This window comes from Variovorax sp. FW301-JW7 (assembly GCF_058788795.1).
On sequence record NZ_JBYTBC010000006.1, the window covers coordinates 55,199 to 70,120 of the forward strand.

General features: G+C 69.5%; 21 protein-coding genes. 11 read left to right on the forward strand and 10 right to left on the reverse strand.

The annotated features are described in order from the left end of the window. Positions 1–27 precede the first annotated feature (27 nt). Positions 28–2,133, reverse strand: coding sequence for a TonB-dependent siderophore receptor (locus tag AC3WQM_RS17615; protein ID WP_492680481.1), 2,106 nt, complete (start codon positions 2,131–2,133; stop codon positions 28–30). A 200-nt stretch (positions 2,134–2,333) separates the two neighbouring features. Here AC3WQM_RS17615 and AC3WQM_RS17620 point away from each other — a divergent pair, with 200 nt between their 5' ends. The 4 genes from AC3WQM_RS17620 to AC3WQM_RS17635 all read left to right on the forward strand — a co-directional run bounded on the left by AC3WQM_RS17620 (position 2,334) and on the right by AC3WQM_RS17635 (position 3,667). Continuing rightward, positions 2,334–2,651, forward strand: a complete 318-nt coding sequence (locus AC3WQM_RS17620) for a hypothetical protein (protein ID WP_307587522.1) — start codon at positions 2,334–2,336, stop codon at positions 2,649–2,651. Between the two features lie 163 nt (positions 2,652–2,814). Further along, positions 2,815–3,105 (forward strand): hypothetical protein, encoded by a 291-nt coding sequence (locus AC3WQM_RS17625; RefSeq protein ID WP_492680483.1) that lies wholly within the window; start codon positions 2,815–2,817, stop codon positions 3,103–3,105. After that, the gene (locus tag AC3WQM_RS17630) at positions 3,102–3,359 is read left to right on the forward strand and encodes a hypothetical protein (protein ID WP_492680485.1); all 258 of its coding nucleotides are present in this window, start codon (positions 3,102–3,104) and stop codon (positions 3,357–3,359) included. The genes AC3WQM_RS17625 and AC3WQM_RS17630 overlap by 4 nt, the downstream gene beginning before the upstream one ends. Then, entirely contained in the window at positions 3,356–3,667 is a 312-nt protein-coding gene (locus AC3WQM_RS17635; RefSeq protein WP_492680487.1) for a hypothetical protein, read from the forward strand. The genes AC3WQM_RS17630 and AC3WQM_RS17635 overlap by 4 nt, the downstream gene beginning before the upstream one ends. A gap of 15 nt (positions 3,668–3,682) precedes the next feature. On the opposite strand, the gene AC3WQM_RS17640 is transcribed toward AC3WQM_RS17635, so the two are convergent. Beyond that, the gene (locus AC3WQM_RS17640; RefSeq protein ID WP_492680489.1) at positions 3,683–4,585 is read right to left on the reverse strand and encodes a LysR substrate-binding domain-containing protein; all 903 of its coding nucleotides are present in this window, start codon (positions 4,583–4,585) and stop codon (positions 3,683–3,685) included. 128 nt (positions 4,586–4,713) lie between these two features. On the opposite strand from AC3WQM_RS17640, the gene AC3WQM_RS17645 reads away from it, so the two are divergent. Together AC3WQM_RS17645 and AC3WQM_RS17650 are read left to right on the forward strand one after the other, a co-directional pair. Next, complete coding sequence (locus tag AC3WQM_RS17645; protein WP_492680491.1) at positions 4,714–6,036, forward strand: MFS transporter; 1,323 nt, start codon at positions 4,714–4,716, stop codon at positions 6,034–6,036. Positions 6,037–6,082: 46 nt separating this feature from the next. Next, entirely contained in the window at positions 6,083–7,186 is a 1,104-nt protein-coding gene (locus AC3WQM_RS17650) for a M14 family metallopeptidase (protein WP_492680493.1), read from the forward strand. A 16-nt stretch (positions 7,187–7,202) separates the two neighbouring features. Here AC3WQM_RS17650 and AC3WQM_RS17655 read toward each other — a convergent pair whose 3' ends face one another. Both AC3WQM_RS17655 and AC3WQM_RS17660 read right to left on the reverse strand, forming a co-directional pair. Next, positions 7,203–8,000: an enoyl-CoA hydratase/isomerase family protein gene (locus AC3WQM_RS17655; RefSeq protein ID WP_341891515.1), complete on the reverse strand. Its 798-nt coding sequence runs from the start codon at positions 7,998–8,000 to the stop codon at positions 7,203–7,205. A gap of 77 nt (positions 8,001–8,077) precedes the next feature. Next, positions 8,078–8,512, reverse strand: a complete 435-nt coding sequence (locus AC3WQM_RS17660) for a hypothetical protein (RefSeq protein ID WP_492680495.1) — start codon at positions 8,510–8,512, stop codon at positions 8,078–8,080. A 136-nt stretch (positions 8,513–8,648) separates the two neighbouring features. On the opposite strand from AC3WQM_RS17660, the gene AC3WQM_RS17665 reads away from it, so the two are divergent. After that, positions 8,649–8,864, forward strand: a complete 216-nt coding sequence (locus AC3WQM_RS17665) for a hypothetical protein (RefSeq protein ID WP_095948954.1) — start codon at positions 8,649–8,651, stop codon at positions 8,862–8,864. A 17-nt stretch (positions 8,865–8,881) separates the two neighbouring features. Here AC3WQM_RS17665 and AC3WQM_RS17670 read toward each other — a convergent pair whose 3' ends face one another. Both AC3WQM_RS17670 and AC3WQM_RS17675 read right to left on the reverse strand, forming a co-directional pair. Continuing rightward, the gene (locus AC3WQM_RS17670) at positions 8,882–9,799 is read right to left on the reverse strand and encodes a DUF808 domain-containing protein (protein ID WP_492680497.1); all 918 of its coding nucleotides are present in this window, start codon (positions 9,797–9,799) and stop codon (positions 8,882–8,884) included. A gap of 89 nt (positions 9,800–9,888) precedes the next feature. Continuing rightward, the gene (locus tag AC3WQM_RS17675) at positions 9,889–10,407 is read right to left on the reverse strand and encodes a GNAT family N-acetyltransferase (RefSeq protein ID WP_062477596.1); all 519 of its coding nucleotides are present in this window, start codon (positions 10,405–10,407) and stop codon (positions 9,889–9,891) included. Positions 10,408–10,493: 86 nt separating this feature from the next. On the opposite strand from AC3WQM_RS17675, the gene AC3WQM_RS17680 reads away from it, so the two are divergent. Genes AC3WQM_RS17680 through AC3WQM_RS17690 form a run of 3 tightly spaced genes read left to right on the forward strand, consistent with a single transcriptional unit; the run spans position 10,494 to position 11,208 of the window. Then, positions 10,494–10,640, forward strand: a complete 147-nt coding sequence (locus tag AC3WQM_RS17680) for a hypothetical protein (protein WP_167395057.1) — start codon at positions 10,494–10,496, stop codon at positions 10,638–10,640. Next, positions 10,637–10,927 carry a VF530 family protein gene (locus AC3WQM_RS17685; protein WP_492680499.1) on the forward strand — a complete coding sequence of 97 codons (291 nt, stop codon included), beginning with the start codon at positions 10,637–10,639 and terminating at the stop codon, positions 10,925–10,927. Before AC3WQM_RS17680 ends, AC3WQM_RS17685 begins: the two co-directional genes overlap by 4 nt. Next, complete coding sequence (locus AC3WQM_RS17690) at positions 10,924–11,208, forward strand: 2Fe-2S iron-sulfur cluster-binding protein (protein WP_492680501.1); 285 nt, start codon at positions 10,924–10,926, stop codon at positions 11,206–11,208. Before AC3WQM_RS17685 ends, AC3WQM_RS17690 begins: the two co-directional genes overlap by 4 nt. A 3-nt stretch (positions 11,209–11,211) precedes the next feature. Here the strand turns inward: AC3WQM_RS17690 and AC3WQM_RS17695 are convergent, their stop codons facing one another. Continuing rightward, positions 11,212–12,408 (reverse strand): MFS transporter, encoded by a 1,197-nt coding sequence (locus AC3WQM_RS17695; protein ID WP_492680939.1) that lies wholly within the window; start codon positions 12,406–12,408, stop codon positions 11,212–11,214. Between the two features lie 125 nt (positions 12,409–12,533). Here AC3WQM_RS17695 and AC3WQM_RS17700 point away from each other — a divergent pair, with 125 nt between their 5' ends. Next, complete coding sequence (locus AC3WQM_RS17700; RefSeq protein ID WP_070062543.1) at positions 12,534–13,205, forward strand: RluA family pseudouridine synthase; 672 nt, start codon at positions 12,534–12,536, stop codon at positions 13,203–13,205. Here the strand turns inward: AC3WQM_RS17700 and AC3WQM_RS17705 are convergent. The 3 genes from AC3WQM_RS17705 to AC3WQM_RS17715 form a co-directional block, all read right to left on the reverse strand. Continuing rightward, on the reverse strand, positions 13,192–13,632 hold the full coding sequence (locus AC3WQM_RS17705; RefSeq protein WP_056579296.1) for a universal stress protein: 441 nt from the start codon (positions 13,630–13,632) through the stop codon (positions 13,192–13,194). The genes AC3WQM_RS17700 and AC3WQM_RS17705 overlap by 14 nt on opposite strands. A gap of 130 nt (positions 13,633–13,762) precedes the next feature. Beyond that, on the reverse strand, positions 13,763–14,512 hold the full coding sequence (locus tag AC3WQM_RS17710) for a 2OG-Fe dioxygenase family protein (protein ID WP_062477608.1): 750 nt from the start codon (positions 14,510–14,512) through the stop codon (positions 13,763–13,765). After that, entirely contained in the window at positions 14,509–14,793 is a 285-nt protein-coding gene (locus tag AC3WQM_RS17715) for a DUF427 domain-containing protein (protein ID WP_056579293.1), read from the reverse strand. Before AC3WQM_RS17715 ends, AC3WQM_RS17710 begins: the two co-directional genes overlap by 4 nt. Positions 14,794–14,922: the final 129 nt, after the last annotated feature.

A 14,922-nucleotide genomic window follows, 5' to 3' on the forward strand; every position in this document is an offset into this window, starting at 1 on the left:
AGCCCCGCCAAGGCGGGGCGCGCGGGTTCAGAGATCGATCTTGACCAGGGCCTTGATCGTACGCGGCGTGCCGACCGCCAGCCGCGTTCCGGCCGCCGACCAGTAGCGCTTGTCGCCCACGTTGTCGACGTTCAGCTGGAACGTGGTGCGCCTGCCCATGAGCTGCGCCACGTAGCGCGCGCCCAGGCCGAAGACGGTGGTGCCGCCGATGAAGCCCTGGTTCAGGTCGTCGACGGGACGGCGCCCCGTGAAATACGCACCGCCGTTGACCGACAGCCCCGGCACCGCCGCGATGTCGTACGAGACAAAGGCGCTCGCCGTGGTGCGCGCCGTGTTCTCGGGCCGCTTGCCGTCGTACTGCGCGTTGATGCGGCGGAACTCCGCATCGAGCCACTGGCCCGAGAGCTGCCACGCCAGCGCGGGCGTGAGCCGCCCCTGCGCCGACACCTCGAGCCCACGGTAGCGCTGGCGCCCGCTGGCCACGAAGGTGTTCGCGCTGTCCGTGTAGGCGCCGGGCCGTTCGATGTCGAACAGCGCGCCCGACAGCAGCGTGCCGCCGCCGGTCAGCCAGCGCAGGCCGACCTCCTTCTGCCGGCTCACGCCCGGCGGCATGCGCGTGTTCTGGTTGGTGGTGCCGGCCGGCGCCACCTCGCCCTCTTCCACGCCCTGCGAGTACGACACGTAGGCCATGAGCTCGGGCGTGAACTTGTAGCTCAGCGCCGCCAGCGGCGTGGTCTTGCGCACGCTGTAGTCCAGGGCCGGCAGCGTGGCGCTCGCGCCCTGCCAGCTCTGGTAGCGCGTGTGGCGCAGGCCGGCCACCAGCTGCCACTGCGGCGAGAAGGTGATGCGGTCGAGCGCGTACAGGCCCAGCTCCTCGCTGTCCTGCGCGCCCGAAGTGGGCCGCGACGGCATCGCGCTCAGCGCCAGCGCGCCGATGGGCACGGGGCTGTACAGGTTCTGCAGCGTGGTCGCACCGCCGTAGTTGCGCTGGAACACGGGCGCCTGCGTCTTGTCGCTGCGTGCCGCGCCGAGCGTCAGTTCATGCTGCAGCGCGCCGGTGGCGAAGGTGCCGAAGAGCTCGGCGCGCAGCAGGTCCGAACGCTGCTCCAGATGCTGCACGTTGCCCGTGAGGCGGCCCAGGCCGGTGCGCACGTTGTAGGTGCCGAACTGCGCCAGGCGCCGGTCACGCTCGGCCTCGGAATGGCCGGCTTCCACGCTGAGGGCCCAGTTGTCGCTCAAGGCGTAGTCGGCGCGCAGCTGCGTGTTGGTGACCTCGGCCTCGAACACGGCCCAGGGCGGTGCGATCAGCTTGTGCGGATCGGGCAGCGCCGGCAGCGCGATGACGCCGTTGACGGCCGCGAGCCGCGCGATGCCGGCCTGCTCGGTGATGCGCTTGCGGTAGTGCTCGATGTCGGCCTTCAGCGTGAGCCGCCGGTTCACGCGCCAATCGAGCGCGGCCGAGACGAAGCTGCGCTTGCCGTCCACGCCGTCGATCGTCGAGCCCAACTGGCCGCCCGCCGCGTTCAGCCGCAGCCCGAACTGGTCGTTCTCGCCGAACTGGCGACCGATGTCGACCTGGCCCTGCAACCCGCCCTGGTTGTCGACGCTCATCCCGAGCAAGGTCACGGGCGTGCGCCCCGCGCGCTTGGTGACGAAGTTGATCACCCCGGCCGGCGTGGTGAAGCCGTAGTACAGCGCCGACGCGCCCTTGAGCACCTCGACGCGCTCCTTGTTCTCCATCGGGATCTCGGACACGTTGGGGATCGCGAGCGCACCGTTGAGGCGGTAGTTGGTGCGGTTCTCCACGGCGATGCCGCGGATGACGAGCTGGTCGAAGGTGTCGCCGCCGTTCTGCTGGCGCGTCACGCCGGCCGTGTTGCGCAGCACGTCGTACACGCCCGTGGCGCCCTGCAGCTCGATCACCTCGCGCGTCACGGTGTTGACCGTGGCCGGCACGTCCATCACGGACGCGCCCCGGAACGTGCCCGCCTCGACCGTCTCGGCCAGGAAGCCGTTGGCGCGCGACGCCTCGACGTTGACGGTGCTCAGTTCGCCCGTTTCGGCGGCAGCCACGGATTGCGCCTGCGCTGCCTGTACGGCGGCGAGCGCGAGGCCCACACAAACTCTCTTCATTCAAATCCCTTGGGTGTTCTTCTGGTGACGCTTCCGGCGTGCGGAAGCGGGAGGGATTATGAATGAGAGGAATTCTCATTTGACAACAGTTTCATGGCACTCGCCGATAGGATCGAGCGCCAGAGCGTTCCATGTCGAAACGCCATCAAGGAGGAATTCATGACTGCCAGTGAAACATCGACCAGGCGGGAGGCCCTGCGATGAAGACGGCCGGACGCCTGGCGCTCGGCGTGCTCGCCTGGGTCACCGTGGTCCCGTTGCTGGGACTTCTCTGCTTGTGGCTGGGCGCGGTGGTCTTTGACGCCCCCGAAGCCTCGTCCGTCATCCTGTATGTGACCGTGGCATTCAACATCGGCACGGCCGCACTGCTCTACTGGTATGGCGTGCCGAGCGTGCCGCACTGGGGCCGCCGCGTGGCCTACTTCGTCGGCTTCGTGGTGCTGCTGGTGGTCGCCAGCGCCGTCGTGACCTTCGGCGTCCAACTGCTCATCGCGATGCTGGTGACGTTCAGGCGCTGAGCTGGGGCCATGGAGACTTGGCCCGGTGGCACTTCCGGTGCGCGGAAGCGGCAGGGCTCCCGGATGAGCGGAAGCCTCATTTGACAACAGTGTTTTGGCGCTCGCGCCCCTAGCATCGCCTCCAGAGCGTTCCATTTCGAAACGCCAATCAGGGAGGAAAGTCATGAACACCAATGAAAACTCGGTGGGGCGTGCGCAGCACTCGGCGCCGTCGTTCACGCTGTACGGCCGGGTGGCGGCCGGTCCTGTCGGGCTTGTAGGGAACCCCTATCCGAGCCTGCACATCTCGCTGGTCATCGATGACGCCTATTCGGGCCTCACGGTGATCGATGGTCAACCGACGATGGGCGAAGCGGGGTTGCACAACGTGTTGCGGATCGGAACCAACGTCTATGCCAACACGCTGCCCACCGACGTCGTCGTCAAGATTCCATTGGGCCGCCCGGTGGCATGAGCCCCGAGGCGTTCGCGCGCACACTGATGAGGCGCGCCACGGATTTTTCGAGCTACGTGTCTCCCTACAGCTTCCCCGCACGCCTGCGAGGCGACCGGATGAACCCCGGCGAATACAACAGCAGTTCGTACCTCGCCGCGCTGCTGCGCAGCGTGATGGGCTCGGTCCCCGATCTCGGGGTGTCCGGCTATCAGGCGCCCGGCTGGGAAAGCCCGATGCCTCTTCACTTCTTCAAGGGCGAGGCCATCCGATGAAGGCGGCGGGGCGGCTCGCGCTCGGCGTGCTCGCCTGGGCCGCCTTGATCCCGCTCGCGGGAGTCCTCGGCCTGTGGCTGGACCGGTCGATCTTTCACTCTGCCGGAGCCACGCGCGTCATCGCCCACGCAATCGAGGGCGTGCTGATCCTCGCGGCTGCGCTGGTCTATTGGCGCTGCGTGCCGAGCGCGCCGAACTGGGGGCGGCGCGTGATCTATCTCGTCGGCTTCGCGCTGCTGCTGGCCGGCATCGGCTACGTGGTCCTCGGCGCCACCGTTGCCCTTGTGGTGCTGCTGTTCGGGCTTTGAGCCGCCCCGCCTCCGCTACCCCTTCATCGCCGCCGCCGACGCCCGCTGGATGCACTCGATGAAGTGCTGCGCCGCCGGCGTCGACGGCTGCCCGCGCCGGCGCACCACGCACACGTTCAGCATCGGCAGCGTCTCGCGCACGTCGACGCGCCGGATGCCGTGGCGCTTGAAGCTGAGCCCGGCCAGCGGCTCGACAAAAAGGCCGATCAAATCCATGTGGCCCACCAGTGCGAGCGCCACGGTGACCGAGTGGCCCTGCAGCACGCGCGTGGGCGGTGGCAACCCGAGCGGGGTGAACAGCGGCGCCACGGCGTTGGTTCCGCCGTGGTCGTCGCCCGGCAGGACCCATTCGGCGGCATAAAGGTCGTTCAGCGAGCGCGCGTTGCGCAGCGGATGGCGCTCGCGCAGGCCGACCACCAGCTGCACCGGAAACAGCTCCAGCGCCTCGAACTGCGGATCGAGCGTGCCGGGCACGATGTGGGCCACCGCGAAGTCGAGGTACCCGTCGCGCAGCCGCGCGAGCATCCACGGCAGCACGGCCTCGCTGAACTGCACGTCGACCGCCGGCAGGCGCGTGTGGAAGTCCTTGAAGGCGGCGGGCAGCACGGTGAGCGCGAACGAGGCGCTCACGGCCAGCGAGACGGAGCCGGTGGCGCCGTCGCGGATCTGCGCGATCTCGTCGCGGGCGCGTTCCATGTCGGCCAGCAGCAGCCGCGCGCGCGGCGCGAAGGCCAGGCCGAACTGCGTGAGCCGCACGCCTTTCACACTGCGTTCCACCAGCGGGGCGCCGACCTCGCGCTCCAGCTCGCGCACGATCTTGGTCACGGCCGGCTGCGAAATGCCGAGCACGCGCGCGGCAGCGCGGATGCTGAGCTGCTCGACCACGGCCACGAAGGCATGCAACTGATTGGGTTTCATCTTTGGAGTGACAACCAAAAGTTATCGTTGACGCCCAATTATTGTCTTTTCATGACAGCGGCGAGTCTCTAGCATCCGCCGCGGTTCGGGCCCACACGGCCTGCGCCCCCGATACACACAGGAGACACATGAACACCCTCGCTTCCCAGCCCTCGCCTTCCTCGCCGGCCCGCCGGCGCCAGACCATCGTGGCCACCACCATCGGCAACGGACTGGAATTCTTCGACTTCACGGTCTACGGCTTTCTCGCGCTGGTGATCGGCAAGCTGTTCTTCCCCACCTTCAGTTCCTACGGCCAGCTGCTGCTGACGGTGGCGAGCTTCGGCGTCGGTTTCATCATGCGGCCGCTGGGCGGCATCGTGATCGGCGCGTACGCCGACCGCGCGGGCCGCAAGAAGGCCATGACGCTCACGATCTTCCTGATGGCGCTGGGCTGCGCGCTGATCGCCTTCACGCCGACCTACGCGAGCATCGGCGTCGCGGCGCCGATCGTGATCGTGCTGGCGCGCCTGATCCAGGGCTTCTCGGCCGGCGGCGAGGTGGGCGCATCCACCACGCTGCTGGTGGAGCACGCCACGCCCGCCAACCGCGGCTACATGGCGAGCTGGCAGTTCGCGAGCCAGGGCCTGGGCGTGATGCTCGGCGCCGTGGTGGTGGGCGCGCTCACCTTCTCGCTCACGCCCGAGGCGATGCAGAGCTGGGGCTGGCGCGTGCCCTTCGTGCTCGGCATGCTGATCGCGCCGGTGGGCATGTACATCCGCCGCCACCTCGAGGAGTCGCTGCACATCACGCCGGAAGACGCCAAGGCGCCGCGCGAGAGCAGCCTGAAGATCGTCTGCACGCAGCACGGCAGGACGGTGCTGGCCGCCATCCTCGCGCTGGTGGGCGGCACCACGGCGGCCTACGTGGTCACCTTCTACATGCCGACGTACGCGGTGCGCGAGCTGGGCCTCACGCCCTCGGTGGCGCTGTTCGGCGCAGCGCTCACGGGCCTGCTGTCGTTCGCGCTCGCGCCCTTCGTGGGCAAGTGGTCGGACATCGTGGGCCGCAAGCCGCTCATCCTCTGGAGCCGCATCGTGATGGCGATCCTGATCTATCCGGGCTTCCTGTGGCTCAACGCCTCGCCCACGCCCGTGGTGCTGTTCACCGTGCTCGGCGTGCTGAGCATCGGCCTGGTGGTGCAGACGGTACCGGGCATCACGATGCTGCCGGAGATGTTTCCCAAGCGCGTGCGCGCCAGCGGCATGTCGCTGGTGTACAGCGTGGGCGTGGCGCTGTTCGGCGGCTTCGCGCCCTTCGTCAGCACCTGGCTGGTCAACGCCACCGGCAGCAAGCTCGCGCCGGCCTGGTACCTGGTGGCGATGACGCTGGTGTCGCTGCTCGGGCTCCTTTGGTTGCGCGACCACACCGGCCGCGACATTGACGCCGCCAACGCCCACGCGCCGGCCTGATACCGTCTTCCTCCTTCCCGCCTTCATGCACAGGAATCTTCCCGCCATGTCCCAGCCTGCCACCGCCGCCACCCGCCATTTCTCGGGCACGTACGTCGAAGCCCGCGCCAAGTTCCTCGAGGCCGCAGCGGCGCGCGGCGCCACCATCGAGTCGTTCGTGCACCCCACGCACCGCGGCGCGCTCGGCGAAGAACTCGCCACCGACGTCGCGCTGATCGGCGCGGCCGACGCCAGGAAGGTGCTGCTCGTCACCTCGGGCACGCACGGCCCCGAGGGCTTCTGCGGCTCGGGCGCGCAGGTCGCCACGCTGAACGACGCCGACCTGCTCGCGCGCCTCGAACGCGCGGGCGTCGCGCTGCTGCTGGTGCATGCGGTGAACCCGCATGGGTTCTCGCACCTGCACCGCACCAACGAAGACAACATCGACCTGAACCGCAACCACATCGACTTCAGCGCACCGCTGCCGGTGAACGCCGAGTACGCCGACGTGGAGCCGCTGGTGCTGCCCGCCAGCTGGCCGCCGACGCCGGCCGACGACGCGGCCGTGGCGAGCTACATCGCCACGCACGGCATGACTGCCTTCCGCGCGGCCGTCACGCGCGGGCAGTACACCTCGCCCGACGGCCTCTTCTACGGCGGCACCGCGCCGTCGTGGAGCAACCGCACCATCCGCGCGATCCTGCGCGGCTACGCGGCCTCGGCCACGCACCTGGGCTGGATCGACGTGCACACGGGCCTGGGCCCCTACGGCCACGGCGAAAAGATCTACCCGGGCCGCAACACGCCCGAAGACCTCGCGCTGGCCCATGCCTGGTGGGGCGCCGACGTGTTCGCGCCCTTCGCGGGCGACTCGGCCTCGGCCGACGTGTCGGGCCCGGTGATCTCGACCGCCTACGACGAATGCCCGAACGCGCGCGTCGCGCCCATGGGCCTCGAATTCGGCACGCTGCCCGACCTGGAAGTGCTCGACCGCCTGCGCGCCGACACCTGGCTGCGCCGCCACCCCGAGGCGCCCGAATCGCAGAAGCGCGAGATCCGCCGCCGCCTGCGCGACGCGTTCTACTGCGACAACGACGAGTGGAAGGGCATGGTGCTGGGGCAGACCCGCGTCGTGCTGCTGCAGACCTTGCAGGGGCTGAGCAAGGCCTGAGCCGGCGGACTTCGGCTCAGCCGAAGTTCGGCGCGCGCTTCTCGCGCAGCGAGGCCACGCCCTCGCGCACGTCGGCGCCCGCAAAGCCCATGAACTCCAGCGCCAGCGAGGCGTCGAAGGTCGGCCCGGCCTGGCGCAGCCAGTTGTTCAGCGCGTACTTGGTGAAGCGGATCGCGCTCTGGCTGCCGGCCGCCAGGCGGTCGGCGATCTCGTAGGCGCGCGGCAGCAGGTCGGCCTCGTCCACCGCCAGCGACACCAGGCCGATGCGCTCGGCCTCCTCGCCGCTCACCGGCTCGCACAGCAGCAGGTGGTACTTGGCCTTGGCCATGCCGCACAAGAGCGGCCACACGATGGCCGCATGGTCGCCCGCCGCCACGCCCAGGCGCGTGTGGCCGTCGACGATCTTCGCGTTCTTCGTGGCGATGGAAATGTCGGCCAGCAGCCCCGCCACCAGCCCCGCGCCCACGGCCGGGCCGTGCATGGCGCTGACGATGGGCTTGTCGCAGTTGATGAGGTTGTAGACCAGGTCGCGCGCTTCCTTCCACACGCGCTGGCGCACGGTGTCGTCGGTGGTCATGTCCTGCACCATGCCCAGGTCGCCGCCGCCCGAGAAGCCCATGCCCTCGCCGCGCAGCACGGCGCAGCGCACCGTGTCGTCGGCCGCCACGTCGCGCCAGATCTCGGCCAGCTCGCGGTGGCCGTCATGGCCGGCCGTGGGCAGCTTGCCGTTGGCGGCGCGCATCTGGATGTCGAGCACCGCGCCGTTCGCGCCGCGGCGCGTGAGGGCGAGGGTCTGGTAGCGGGTGTAGTCCATGCGTGTGTCTCCGCCCCGCACGCACGGCCATGGCGCGGGGACTTCGTTCGATGAAGGAGAGAAGAAAGGCCGGAGGCCTATTTTTGCGCGGCCAGCTCGCGGCAGCGCTTCACGTTCGCATCGAAACGCGGCACCAGGCCCGGCTCACAGCCATCGTCGGCGGGGTTGAGCCGGCACATGCCGACCACCGCGTAGTCCATGACGGCCGCCGTGCACATCGGGTAGGCGGCCAGTTCGGGGTTGGCCTTGGCCTTGAAGCCCCAGCGCTCGGAAAACTGCACCATGCGCGTCATCGCGCCGAGGAAGAAGCTGCGGTCCTTCGCGGCGATGGCCGCTTCCATGCGCGGCAGCTCCTCGTTGAGGTAGCCGACCGAGTCCAGCGGAAAGCCGGCGGGGTCGGGCAGCGGCTGCGCGACGGCCGTGGCGGCCAGCAGGGCCAGCGAGGCGCCCACGCAGGCGCGTCGGAGCGGGAGGAAGAAGGCGGAACCGGTGGGCAGGTGGCGGTATGGCATGGCCTGCGATTCTGCAACGTTTGGAAGCATTTTTGCGCGCCGACCGATGCGCGCACGCGACGTTTTCAGGCGGCCACCGGCCTCCCCGTGCGGCGCGGGACAATGGCCGCTTCCGTTTTCCCTTGCAAAGACCCCCATGGCCCGACGCCCCCAACGACAGCTGCGCACCATCGAGCGCGGCATCCTCTGCCTCCTGATCGGCGTCGCCGTGCTGCTGGGGCCGCGCTTCCTGCAGGGCACGCGCTGGTTCGACATGGTGGCCGGCGCGTACCTCGTCGGCTGGTTCGCGCTCGCGCTGGGGGTGGCGCTGGTCGGCGTCGGCCTGTTCCAGCGCGGCAAGCCGGACCGCTGAGGTCCGGCTTCAAGCACTCAGTGCGCGGCGGCTTTCTTGCCGCGCAGCTTGCCGACGAGTTCCACCACGGCCAGCACAACGGCGCCGGCCACGATGCCCACGACGGCATTGACGCCCATCGAGCCCAGCGTGCCGAACACGCCGCCCGTGGCCTTGGCCCAGTCTTCGACCGCATGGCCGAACGCCGGCACGCCGTGCACCAGGATGCCGCCGCCCACGAGGAACATGGCGGCCGTGCCGGCCACCGACAGGCCCTTCATGAGCCAGGGCGCCGCCGCCAGGATGCCGCGGCCCAGGGCGCGCGCCGCCGCGCTGCTGCGCTGGCTCAGGTACAGGCCCGCGTCGTCCAGCTTCACGATGCCGGCCACGAGGCCGTAGACGCCCACCGTCATGATCAGCGCAATGCCGACCAGCACGCTGAGCTGCGTCGTGAACGGCTGGCCCTGCACGGTGCCCAGCGTGATGGCGATGATTTCGGCCGAGAGGATGAAGTCGGTGCGCACCGCGCCCTTGATCTTGTCCTTCTCGACCGCGACCACGTCGACCGTGGTGTCGGCCACCGCCTGCTGGTGGCGCGCGGTGTCGGCCTCGTGCTCCTGCTTGTGCAGGAACTTGTGGGCCAGCTTCTCGGCGCCCTCGAAGCACAGGAACGCGCCGCCCACCATGAGCAGCGGCGTCACCAGCCAGGGCAGCCAGGTGCCGATGGCCAGTGCGGCCGGCACCAGGATGGCCTTGTTGACGAGGGAGCCCTTGCACACGGCCCACACCACCGGCAGCTCGCGCTCGGTGCGCACGCCGGTGACCTGCTGCGCGTTCAGCGCGAGGTCGTCGCCGAGCACCCCGGCGGTCTTCTTGGCAGCAAGCTTGGTGAGGACGGCGACGTCATCGAGCACGGTGGCGATGTCGTCGAGCAGCAGGAGCAGGCTGGTGGCCATGGGCGAAGTCGGGCTGTGGAAGAAGCGGCGAGCTTATCCGCAGCCGATGGCCGCGCCGGTGAAGACCGTACGCGGCATCCGGGGGTGGATCAGTCCACCGCCCGCTTCAGGCGGATCTCTTCGACGCGCACCGTGCCCAGGGCGGTGGTCTTGGCGGTCTTCATCTCGCGCTTGAAGCCGGCGAGTTCGTGGAAGCGCATGGCGCGGTCGTTGCGCAGCGGCACCCAGATGGTGACCGTGGTGCAGCCTTCTTCGGCCAGGCCTTCGCGGGCGGCGTCCCACAGGGCCACGCCGGCGCCCTTGCCCCAGTGCTCGGGCTTGACGTAGATGGCCCAGATCTCGCCCGTGGTGGGCGGCGTCTTGGGGTCGCGCGAGCGGTCGAAGCCCACGAAACCGACGATCTCGCTGCCGTGCGTCACCACATGGACCTGGGGTTCGCTGAACTCGATGGCCTCGCGCCACTTGGCCTCGCGCGAGGCGGGGGCCAGCACGCGCAGGTCGTCTTCGGACAGGATGCCTTCGTAGGCAGCCTTGGCAGACAGGGCATGGACTTCGGCGACGGCCTTGGCGTCGCGCATCGTGGCGGGGCGAACTTCGTAATCGGACATGAAAGCGGAAAAACGTGTGGAACCGGCTATTGTCGCCGCACCGCTAAACTCCTCCCGCATCCGCACGTATCAACTGGAGAAAGCACATGGCCAAGGGTCAGCAACGCACCAACAAGGAAGCGAAGAAACCGAAGAAGGACACCTCGCCGCCGAAGGCACCCACCGGCGGCATCGAGCCCGTGCGCACTGTCACCACGGCAGTGATTCCGCGCGGCAAGCTCAAGAACAAGTGACCGACGTCCCCGCGCCCGCCCCCAAGCCGGCGCAGCCGCGCAATCCCCTGCATGGCCTCACGCTGGAAGCCATCGTGACTGCGCTGGCCGACTACTACGGCTGGGAGCAGCTGGGGCACCTCGTGCCGATCCGCTGCTTCATCAGCGAGCCCAGCGTGGGGTCCAGCCTCAAGTTCCTGCGCAAGACGCCCTGGGCCCGCGACAAGGTCGAGAGCCTGTACCTCTTCATGCTGCGCGAGCAACGCCGCGAACAGCAGCAACAGCAGCAAGACCCTCCCGCGCAATGAAGGTCCGTCTCGAACCGTCGGGCCTCGAATTCGAGGCCGAGGCGGGCGTCACGCTGCTGCATGCGGCGGAGGCGGCCGGCATCGAGCTGCCCAGTTCGTGCCGCAATGGCACCTGCCGCACCTGCATCTGCCGGCGGCTTTCAGGCGAGAGCCGCCACCTCATCGAATGGCCGGGCCTGAGCTTCGACGAAAAGATCGACGGCTGGATTCTTCCGTGCGTGGCCGAGGCGCAGAGCGACCTCACGCTCGACGTGCCGCAGGCCCGCGCCCTCTTCGACTGACGATCAGGACCGCGCCGACGCCGGCGCCGCCACCACCAGCCGGTCGCGCTGCGCCAGCGACGGGAACAGGCGGAACCACGTCAGCGCCACCAGCATCGTCCCCACGCCGCCGAGCACCACCGAGCCGACCGGCCCCAGCAGCGCCGCCGTCGCGCCCGATTCGAATTCGCCGAGCTGGTTGCTCGCGCCGATGAAGATCGAGTTGACCGCGCTCACCCGCCCGCGCATGGCGTCGGGCGTTTCCAGCTGCACCAGCGTCTGGCGGATCACGACGTTGACCATGTCGGCCCCGCCCGACACCGCCAGGGCGACGAGCGAGACGAGAAAGCTCTTCGACAGCCCGAACACCACCATGCACAGCCCGAACGCCCCCACGGCCAGCAGCAGCGTGCGCCCCACGTTGCGCTCCACCGGCCGGCGCGTGAGCGCGATCGACATCACCAGCGCGCCCACCGCCGGCGCGCTGCGCAGCAGGCCCAGGCCCCAGGGGCCGGTGTGCAGGATGTCCTTGGCATAGATCGGCAGCAGTGCCACCGCGCCGCCCAGCAGCACCGCGAACAGGTCGAGCGACACCGCGCCCAGCACCGGCTTGCGCTTCCAGATGAAATTGACGCCCGCGAACACCGTGGCCAAGGTGACCGGCTCGCGCGCGGCCGGCGCGTGGTCGTAGCGCAGCCGCAGCACCAGCATGCAGGCCACCGCGAAGCACAGCACGCTCGCGCCGTAGACCACCGCCATGCCCGCCACGAACAGCAGCCCGCCGAGCGCGGGGCCGCCGATGATCGCGCCCTGCATGCCGGCCGAGCTGAACGCCATCGCGCGCGACAGCAGCAGCGGCGGCACCAGCAGCGGCGTGAGCGCCTGCTGCGCCGGCATCTGGAAGGCGCGCACGGCGCCCAGCACCAGCGACAGCCCGAGCAGCAGCCCGCGCGTGTCGTTCCTGTGCAGCACCGCGAAGAGCAGCGCCAGCGCCACCGTGCCTTGCACCGCGAAGCACACCGCCACGATGCGGCCCCGGTGGTGCCGGTCCACCACGTGGCCAGCCAGCAGCGCCAGCAGCAGCGCGGGCACGAACTGGTAGAGCCCGACCAGCCCCAGGTCCCACGCACTGCCCGTCAGCTCGTACATGTGCCAGCCGATGGCCACGAGCATCATCTGCGAGGCGGCGGTGCCGAAGAGGCGCGCCACCCACAACTGCATGAAGGGGCGCTCGCGCCTCAGGTCGGTGAACGTGGGAGACAAGGGAGGAGCGGCGCCGGGCATATCGGTCGAGGATAGCCCAGCCTTCTTCCGGCTTTCTGAGCCTCTCTACACTCGCTGTCCCCATGACCGCTTCGCCGCCCGACCTGCTCCCCGTCCACGAAGACGCCCACCTGCTGGTGCTCGACAAGCCCGCCGGCCTGCTGTGCGTGCCCGGGCGCGGCGAGGACAAGCAGGACTGCCTGAGCGCGCGCGCCCAGCGCCAGTGGCCCGACGCGCTCATCGTGCACCGGCTCGACATGGGCACCAGCGGCCTCGTGGTGATGGCGCGCGGCCTGGAGATGCAGCGCGCCCTGAGCGCGGCCTTCGCCGACCGCGAGGTGCACAAGCGCTACGAAGCCGTGGTGGACGGCGTGATGCCGCAGCGCGATGACTGGTCGCTCATCGACGCCCCGCTGATGGCCGACTGGCCGCGCCGGCCGCTGCAGAAGATCGATCCGGCGGGCAAGCCCAGCCTCACGCGCTGGCGCGCACTGAGCAGCGTGTCGCCGCCCGGCGGCCCTGCGGCCACGCACGTGCTGCTGGAGCCGCTCACCGGCCGCTCACACCAGCTGCGCGTTCACCTGCTGTCGATCGGGCACCCGATTTTGGGCGACGCGTTGTACGGCGATGCCGCGCTGCAGGCACGCGCGCCGCGCCTGCTGCTGCATGCCAGGGAGTTGGGGTTCGTGCATCCCGCGACGCGGGAGCCTTTGCACTTCGAGCGTGCGGCGGGTTTCGTGCTCAGCGGCCCTTGACGACGAGCACCGGCATGGTGGCGTCCTGCAGCACGCGCTGCGTCACGCTGCCCAGCAGCAGTTTCTCGATGCCGCTGCGCCCGTGCGAGCCCATCACGATCAGGTCGGCCGCGATGGCGATGGCGGTGTCCACGATGCCTTCGTGCACCACATGGCCGTCGATCACGCGCTGGTCGCTGTGCAGGCCTTCGGCCGCCAGGGCGGCCACGCCGCGTGCGAGCGCCGCATTGGCGCTGGCGGTGGCCGCCGCGAGGTATTCGTTCTGGCCGAGCGCATAGTCCGCGCCCACGCCGATGAAGGGGTAGTTGTCGATCACGTGGATCAGCGTGATGCGGCTGCCGAAGGCCAGGGCGAGACCGCTGGCCTTGCTGACCGCGAGCATGGAAGTTTCGGAGCCGTCGATGGGGACCAGGATGTGATTGAACATGGCGGGACCTCGCTTAGCGTTCGCAGACAGACAGACTGACGGACCCGGTTCGCACCGGGTCGGGCCCCGAATTTAACCGCTATGCAGAACCCGCCCTGTAGGACTCCGACCAGCGAAGCCCGCAGGCATCTCAATCCCCCTGGAAACCCTCAGACCGGCAGGTGACCACGAGCGTGTCGCGCCACCCATCGCCGCCCTCTTCCAGCGGCTGGATCGGCGTCGATTCGTGGATCACGCGCGCGTCGTCGAGCAGCAGCAGCGTCCACGGCTCGGTCATGGTGAAGCGCTCGCCGCGCCGGCCGTTGGCCTCGAACACGCGCGTCTCGCCGCCCTTGATGCCCTGGCGCCCGATCAGCACCACCGCCACCAGATCGACACCGTCGCGGTGCGCGCCTTCGGGCGTCGGACGGCCGATGCCGCCGGCGGTGTCGATGCGGAACTGGTGCGCTTCCACGAACCAGCGCTGCGGTGCGCCGCGCATGTCGCTGCTGACCTGGCCGAGCTGCTGCATCAGCCGCTGCCACACGGGCTGCGCCACCGTGGCCTCGAGCATCGGCGCGAACCAGCGCTGCATGCCGCCGTGCAGCGCGTTGTATTCGACCGGCTGCCAGTGCGCGCGGTGCGGCACCTGCGCCAGCGTGGCGTCGGCCTCGACCGTGAAGCAGGCGTGGCGGCGCGTGCGGTAGCGCCCGCCGTCCTTCAGGTACTCGTCGGGCGGCAGGTCGTTCCAGTCGGCGTGCAGCGCTTCGAGCTGCGCCAGCGGCACGCCGAGCCAGTCGCACACGCCCTGCGGGCTGAGCACCGCGTAGCCGTGCTCGCGCAGCGCCCCGGCCAGTTCGGCCGGCGGCGTGAACGGGGGAGCGAAGGCGGCGGTGCTCACTGGGCGCTGACCTTCACGTCCTTCCAGAACGCGACGCGGTCACGAATTTCCTCGGCTTCGGGCTTCGGGTCGGGGTAGTACCAGGCGGCGTCGGCGTGGAGCTCGCCGTTGACCAGCAGCGAGTAGTAGTTCGCCGAGCCCTTCCACGGGCAGGTGGTCTTGTGGTTGCTGAAGGTGACCACGTCGCGGTTGAGCGAACTCATCGGGAAGTAGTGGTTGCCTTCGACGAGCACGGTGTCGTCGCTTTCGGCGATGGTGACGCCGTTCCAGGTTGCTTTCATGGGATCGATCTCCGGGGAGGTGCAAGGTGCCGATGCCGCATTGCGCGCTCGGGACAGCGGCTATTGTGACGCTGGCGCGACGTGCTTTCCTTGCGCCGGGTCATCCCGGCCCGATGCCGGCAGGGTTTC

Excerpts from the sequence above, each read along its gene's own strand:
- AC3WQM_RS17615 (WP_492680481.1), bottom strand. The coding sequence starts at position 2,133 with ATGAAGAGAGTTTGTGTGGGCCTCGCGCTCGCCGCCGTACAGGCAGCG.
- AC3WQM_RS17620 (WP_307587522.1), top strand. The coding sequence starts at position 2,334 with ATGAAGACGGCCGGACGCCTGGCGCTCGGCGTGCTCGCCTGGGTCACC.
- AC3WQM_RS17625 (WP_492680483.1), top strand. The coding sequence starts at position 2,815 with ATGAACACCAATGAAAACTCGGTGGGGCGTGCGCAGCACTCGGCGCCG.
- AC3WQM_RS17630 (WP_492680485.1), top strand. The coding sequence starts at position 3,102 with ATGAGCCCCGAGGCGTTCGCGCGCACACTGATGAGGCGCGCCACGGAT.
- AC3WQM_RS17635 (WP_492680487.1), top strand. The coding sequence starts at position 3,356 with ATGAAGGCGGCGGGGCGGCTCGCGCTCGGCGTGCTCGCCTGGGCCGCC.
- AC3WQM_RS17640 (WP_492680489.1), bottom strand. The coding sequence starts at position 4,585 with ATGAAACCCAATCAGTTGCATGCCTTCGTGGCCGTGGTCGAGCAGCTC.
- AC3WQM_RS17645 (WP_492680491.1), top strand. The coding sequence starts at position 4,714 with ATGAACACCCTCGCTTCCCAGCCCTCGCCTTCCTCGCCGGCCCGCCGG.
- AC3WQM_RS17650 (WP_492680493.1), top strand. The coding sequence starts at position 6,083 with ATGTCCCAGCCTGCCACCGCCGCCACCCGCCATTTCTCGGGCACGTAC.
- AC3WQM_RS17655 (WP_341891515.1), bottom strand. The coding sequence starts at position 8,000 with ATGGACTACACCCGCTACCAGACCCTCGCCCTCACGCGCCGCGGCGCG.
- AC3WQM_RS17660 (WP_492680495.1), bottom strand. The coding sequence starts at position 8,512 with ATGCCATACCGCCACCTGCCCACCGGTTCCGCCTTCTTCCTCCCGCTC.
- AC3WQM_RS17665 (WP_095948954.1), top strand. The coding sequence starts at position 8,649 with ATGGCCCGACGCCCCCAACGACAGCTGCGCACCATCGAGCGCGGCATC.
- AC3WQM_RS17670 (WP_492680497.1), bottom strand. The coding sequence starts at position 9,799 with ATGGCCACCAGCCTGCTCCTGCTGCTCGACGACATCGCCACCGTGCTC.
- AC3WQM_RS17675 (WP_062477596.1), bottom strand. The coding sequence starts at position 10,407 with ATGTCCGATTACGAAGTTCGCCCCGCCACGATGCGCGACGCCAAGGCC.
- AC3WQM_RS17680 (WP_167395057.1), top strand. The coding sequence starts at position 10,494 with ATGGCCAAGGGTCAGCAACGCACCAACAAGGAAGCGAAGAAACCGAAG.
- AC3WQM_RS17690 (WP_492680501.1), top strand. The coding sequence starts at position 10,924 with ATGAAGGTCCGTCTCGAACCGTCGGGCCTCGAATTCGAGGCCGAGGCG.
- AC3WQM_RS17695 (WP_492680939.1), bottom strand. The coding sequence starts at position 12,408 with ATGCAGTTGTGGGTGGCGCGCCTCTTCGGCACCGCCGCCTCGCAGATG.
- AC3WQM_RS17700 (WP_070062543.1), top strand. The coding sequence starts at position 12,534 with ATGACCGCTTCGCCGCCCGACCTGCTCCCCGTCCACGAAGACGCCCAC.
- AC3WQM_RS17705 (WP_056579296.1), bottom strand. The coding sequence starts at position 13,632 with ATGTTCAATCACATCCTGGTCCCCATCGACGGCTCCGAAACTTCCATG.
- AC3WQM_RS17715 (WP_056579293.1), bottom strand. The coding sequence starts at position 14,793 with ATGAAAGCAACCTGGAACGGCGTCACCATCGCCGAAAGCGACGACACC.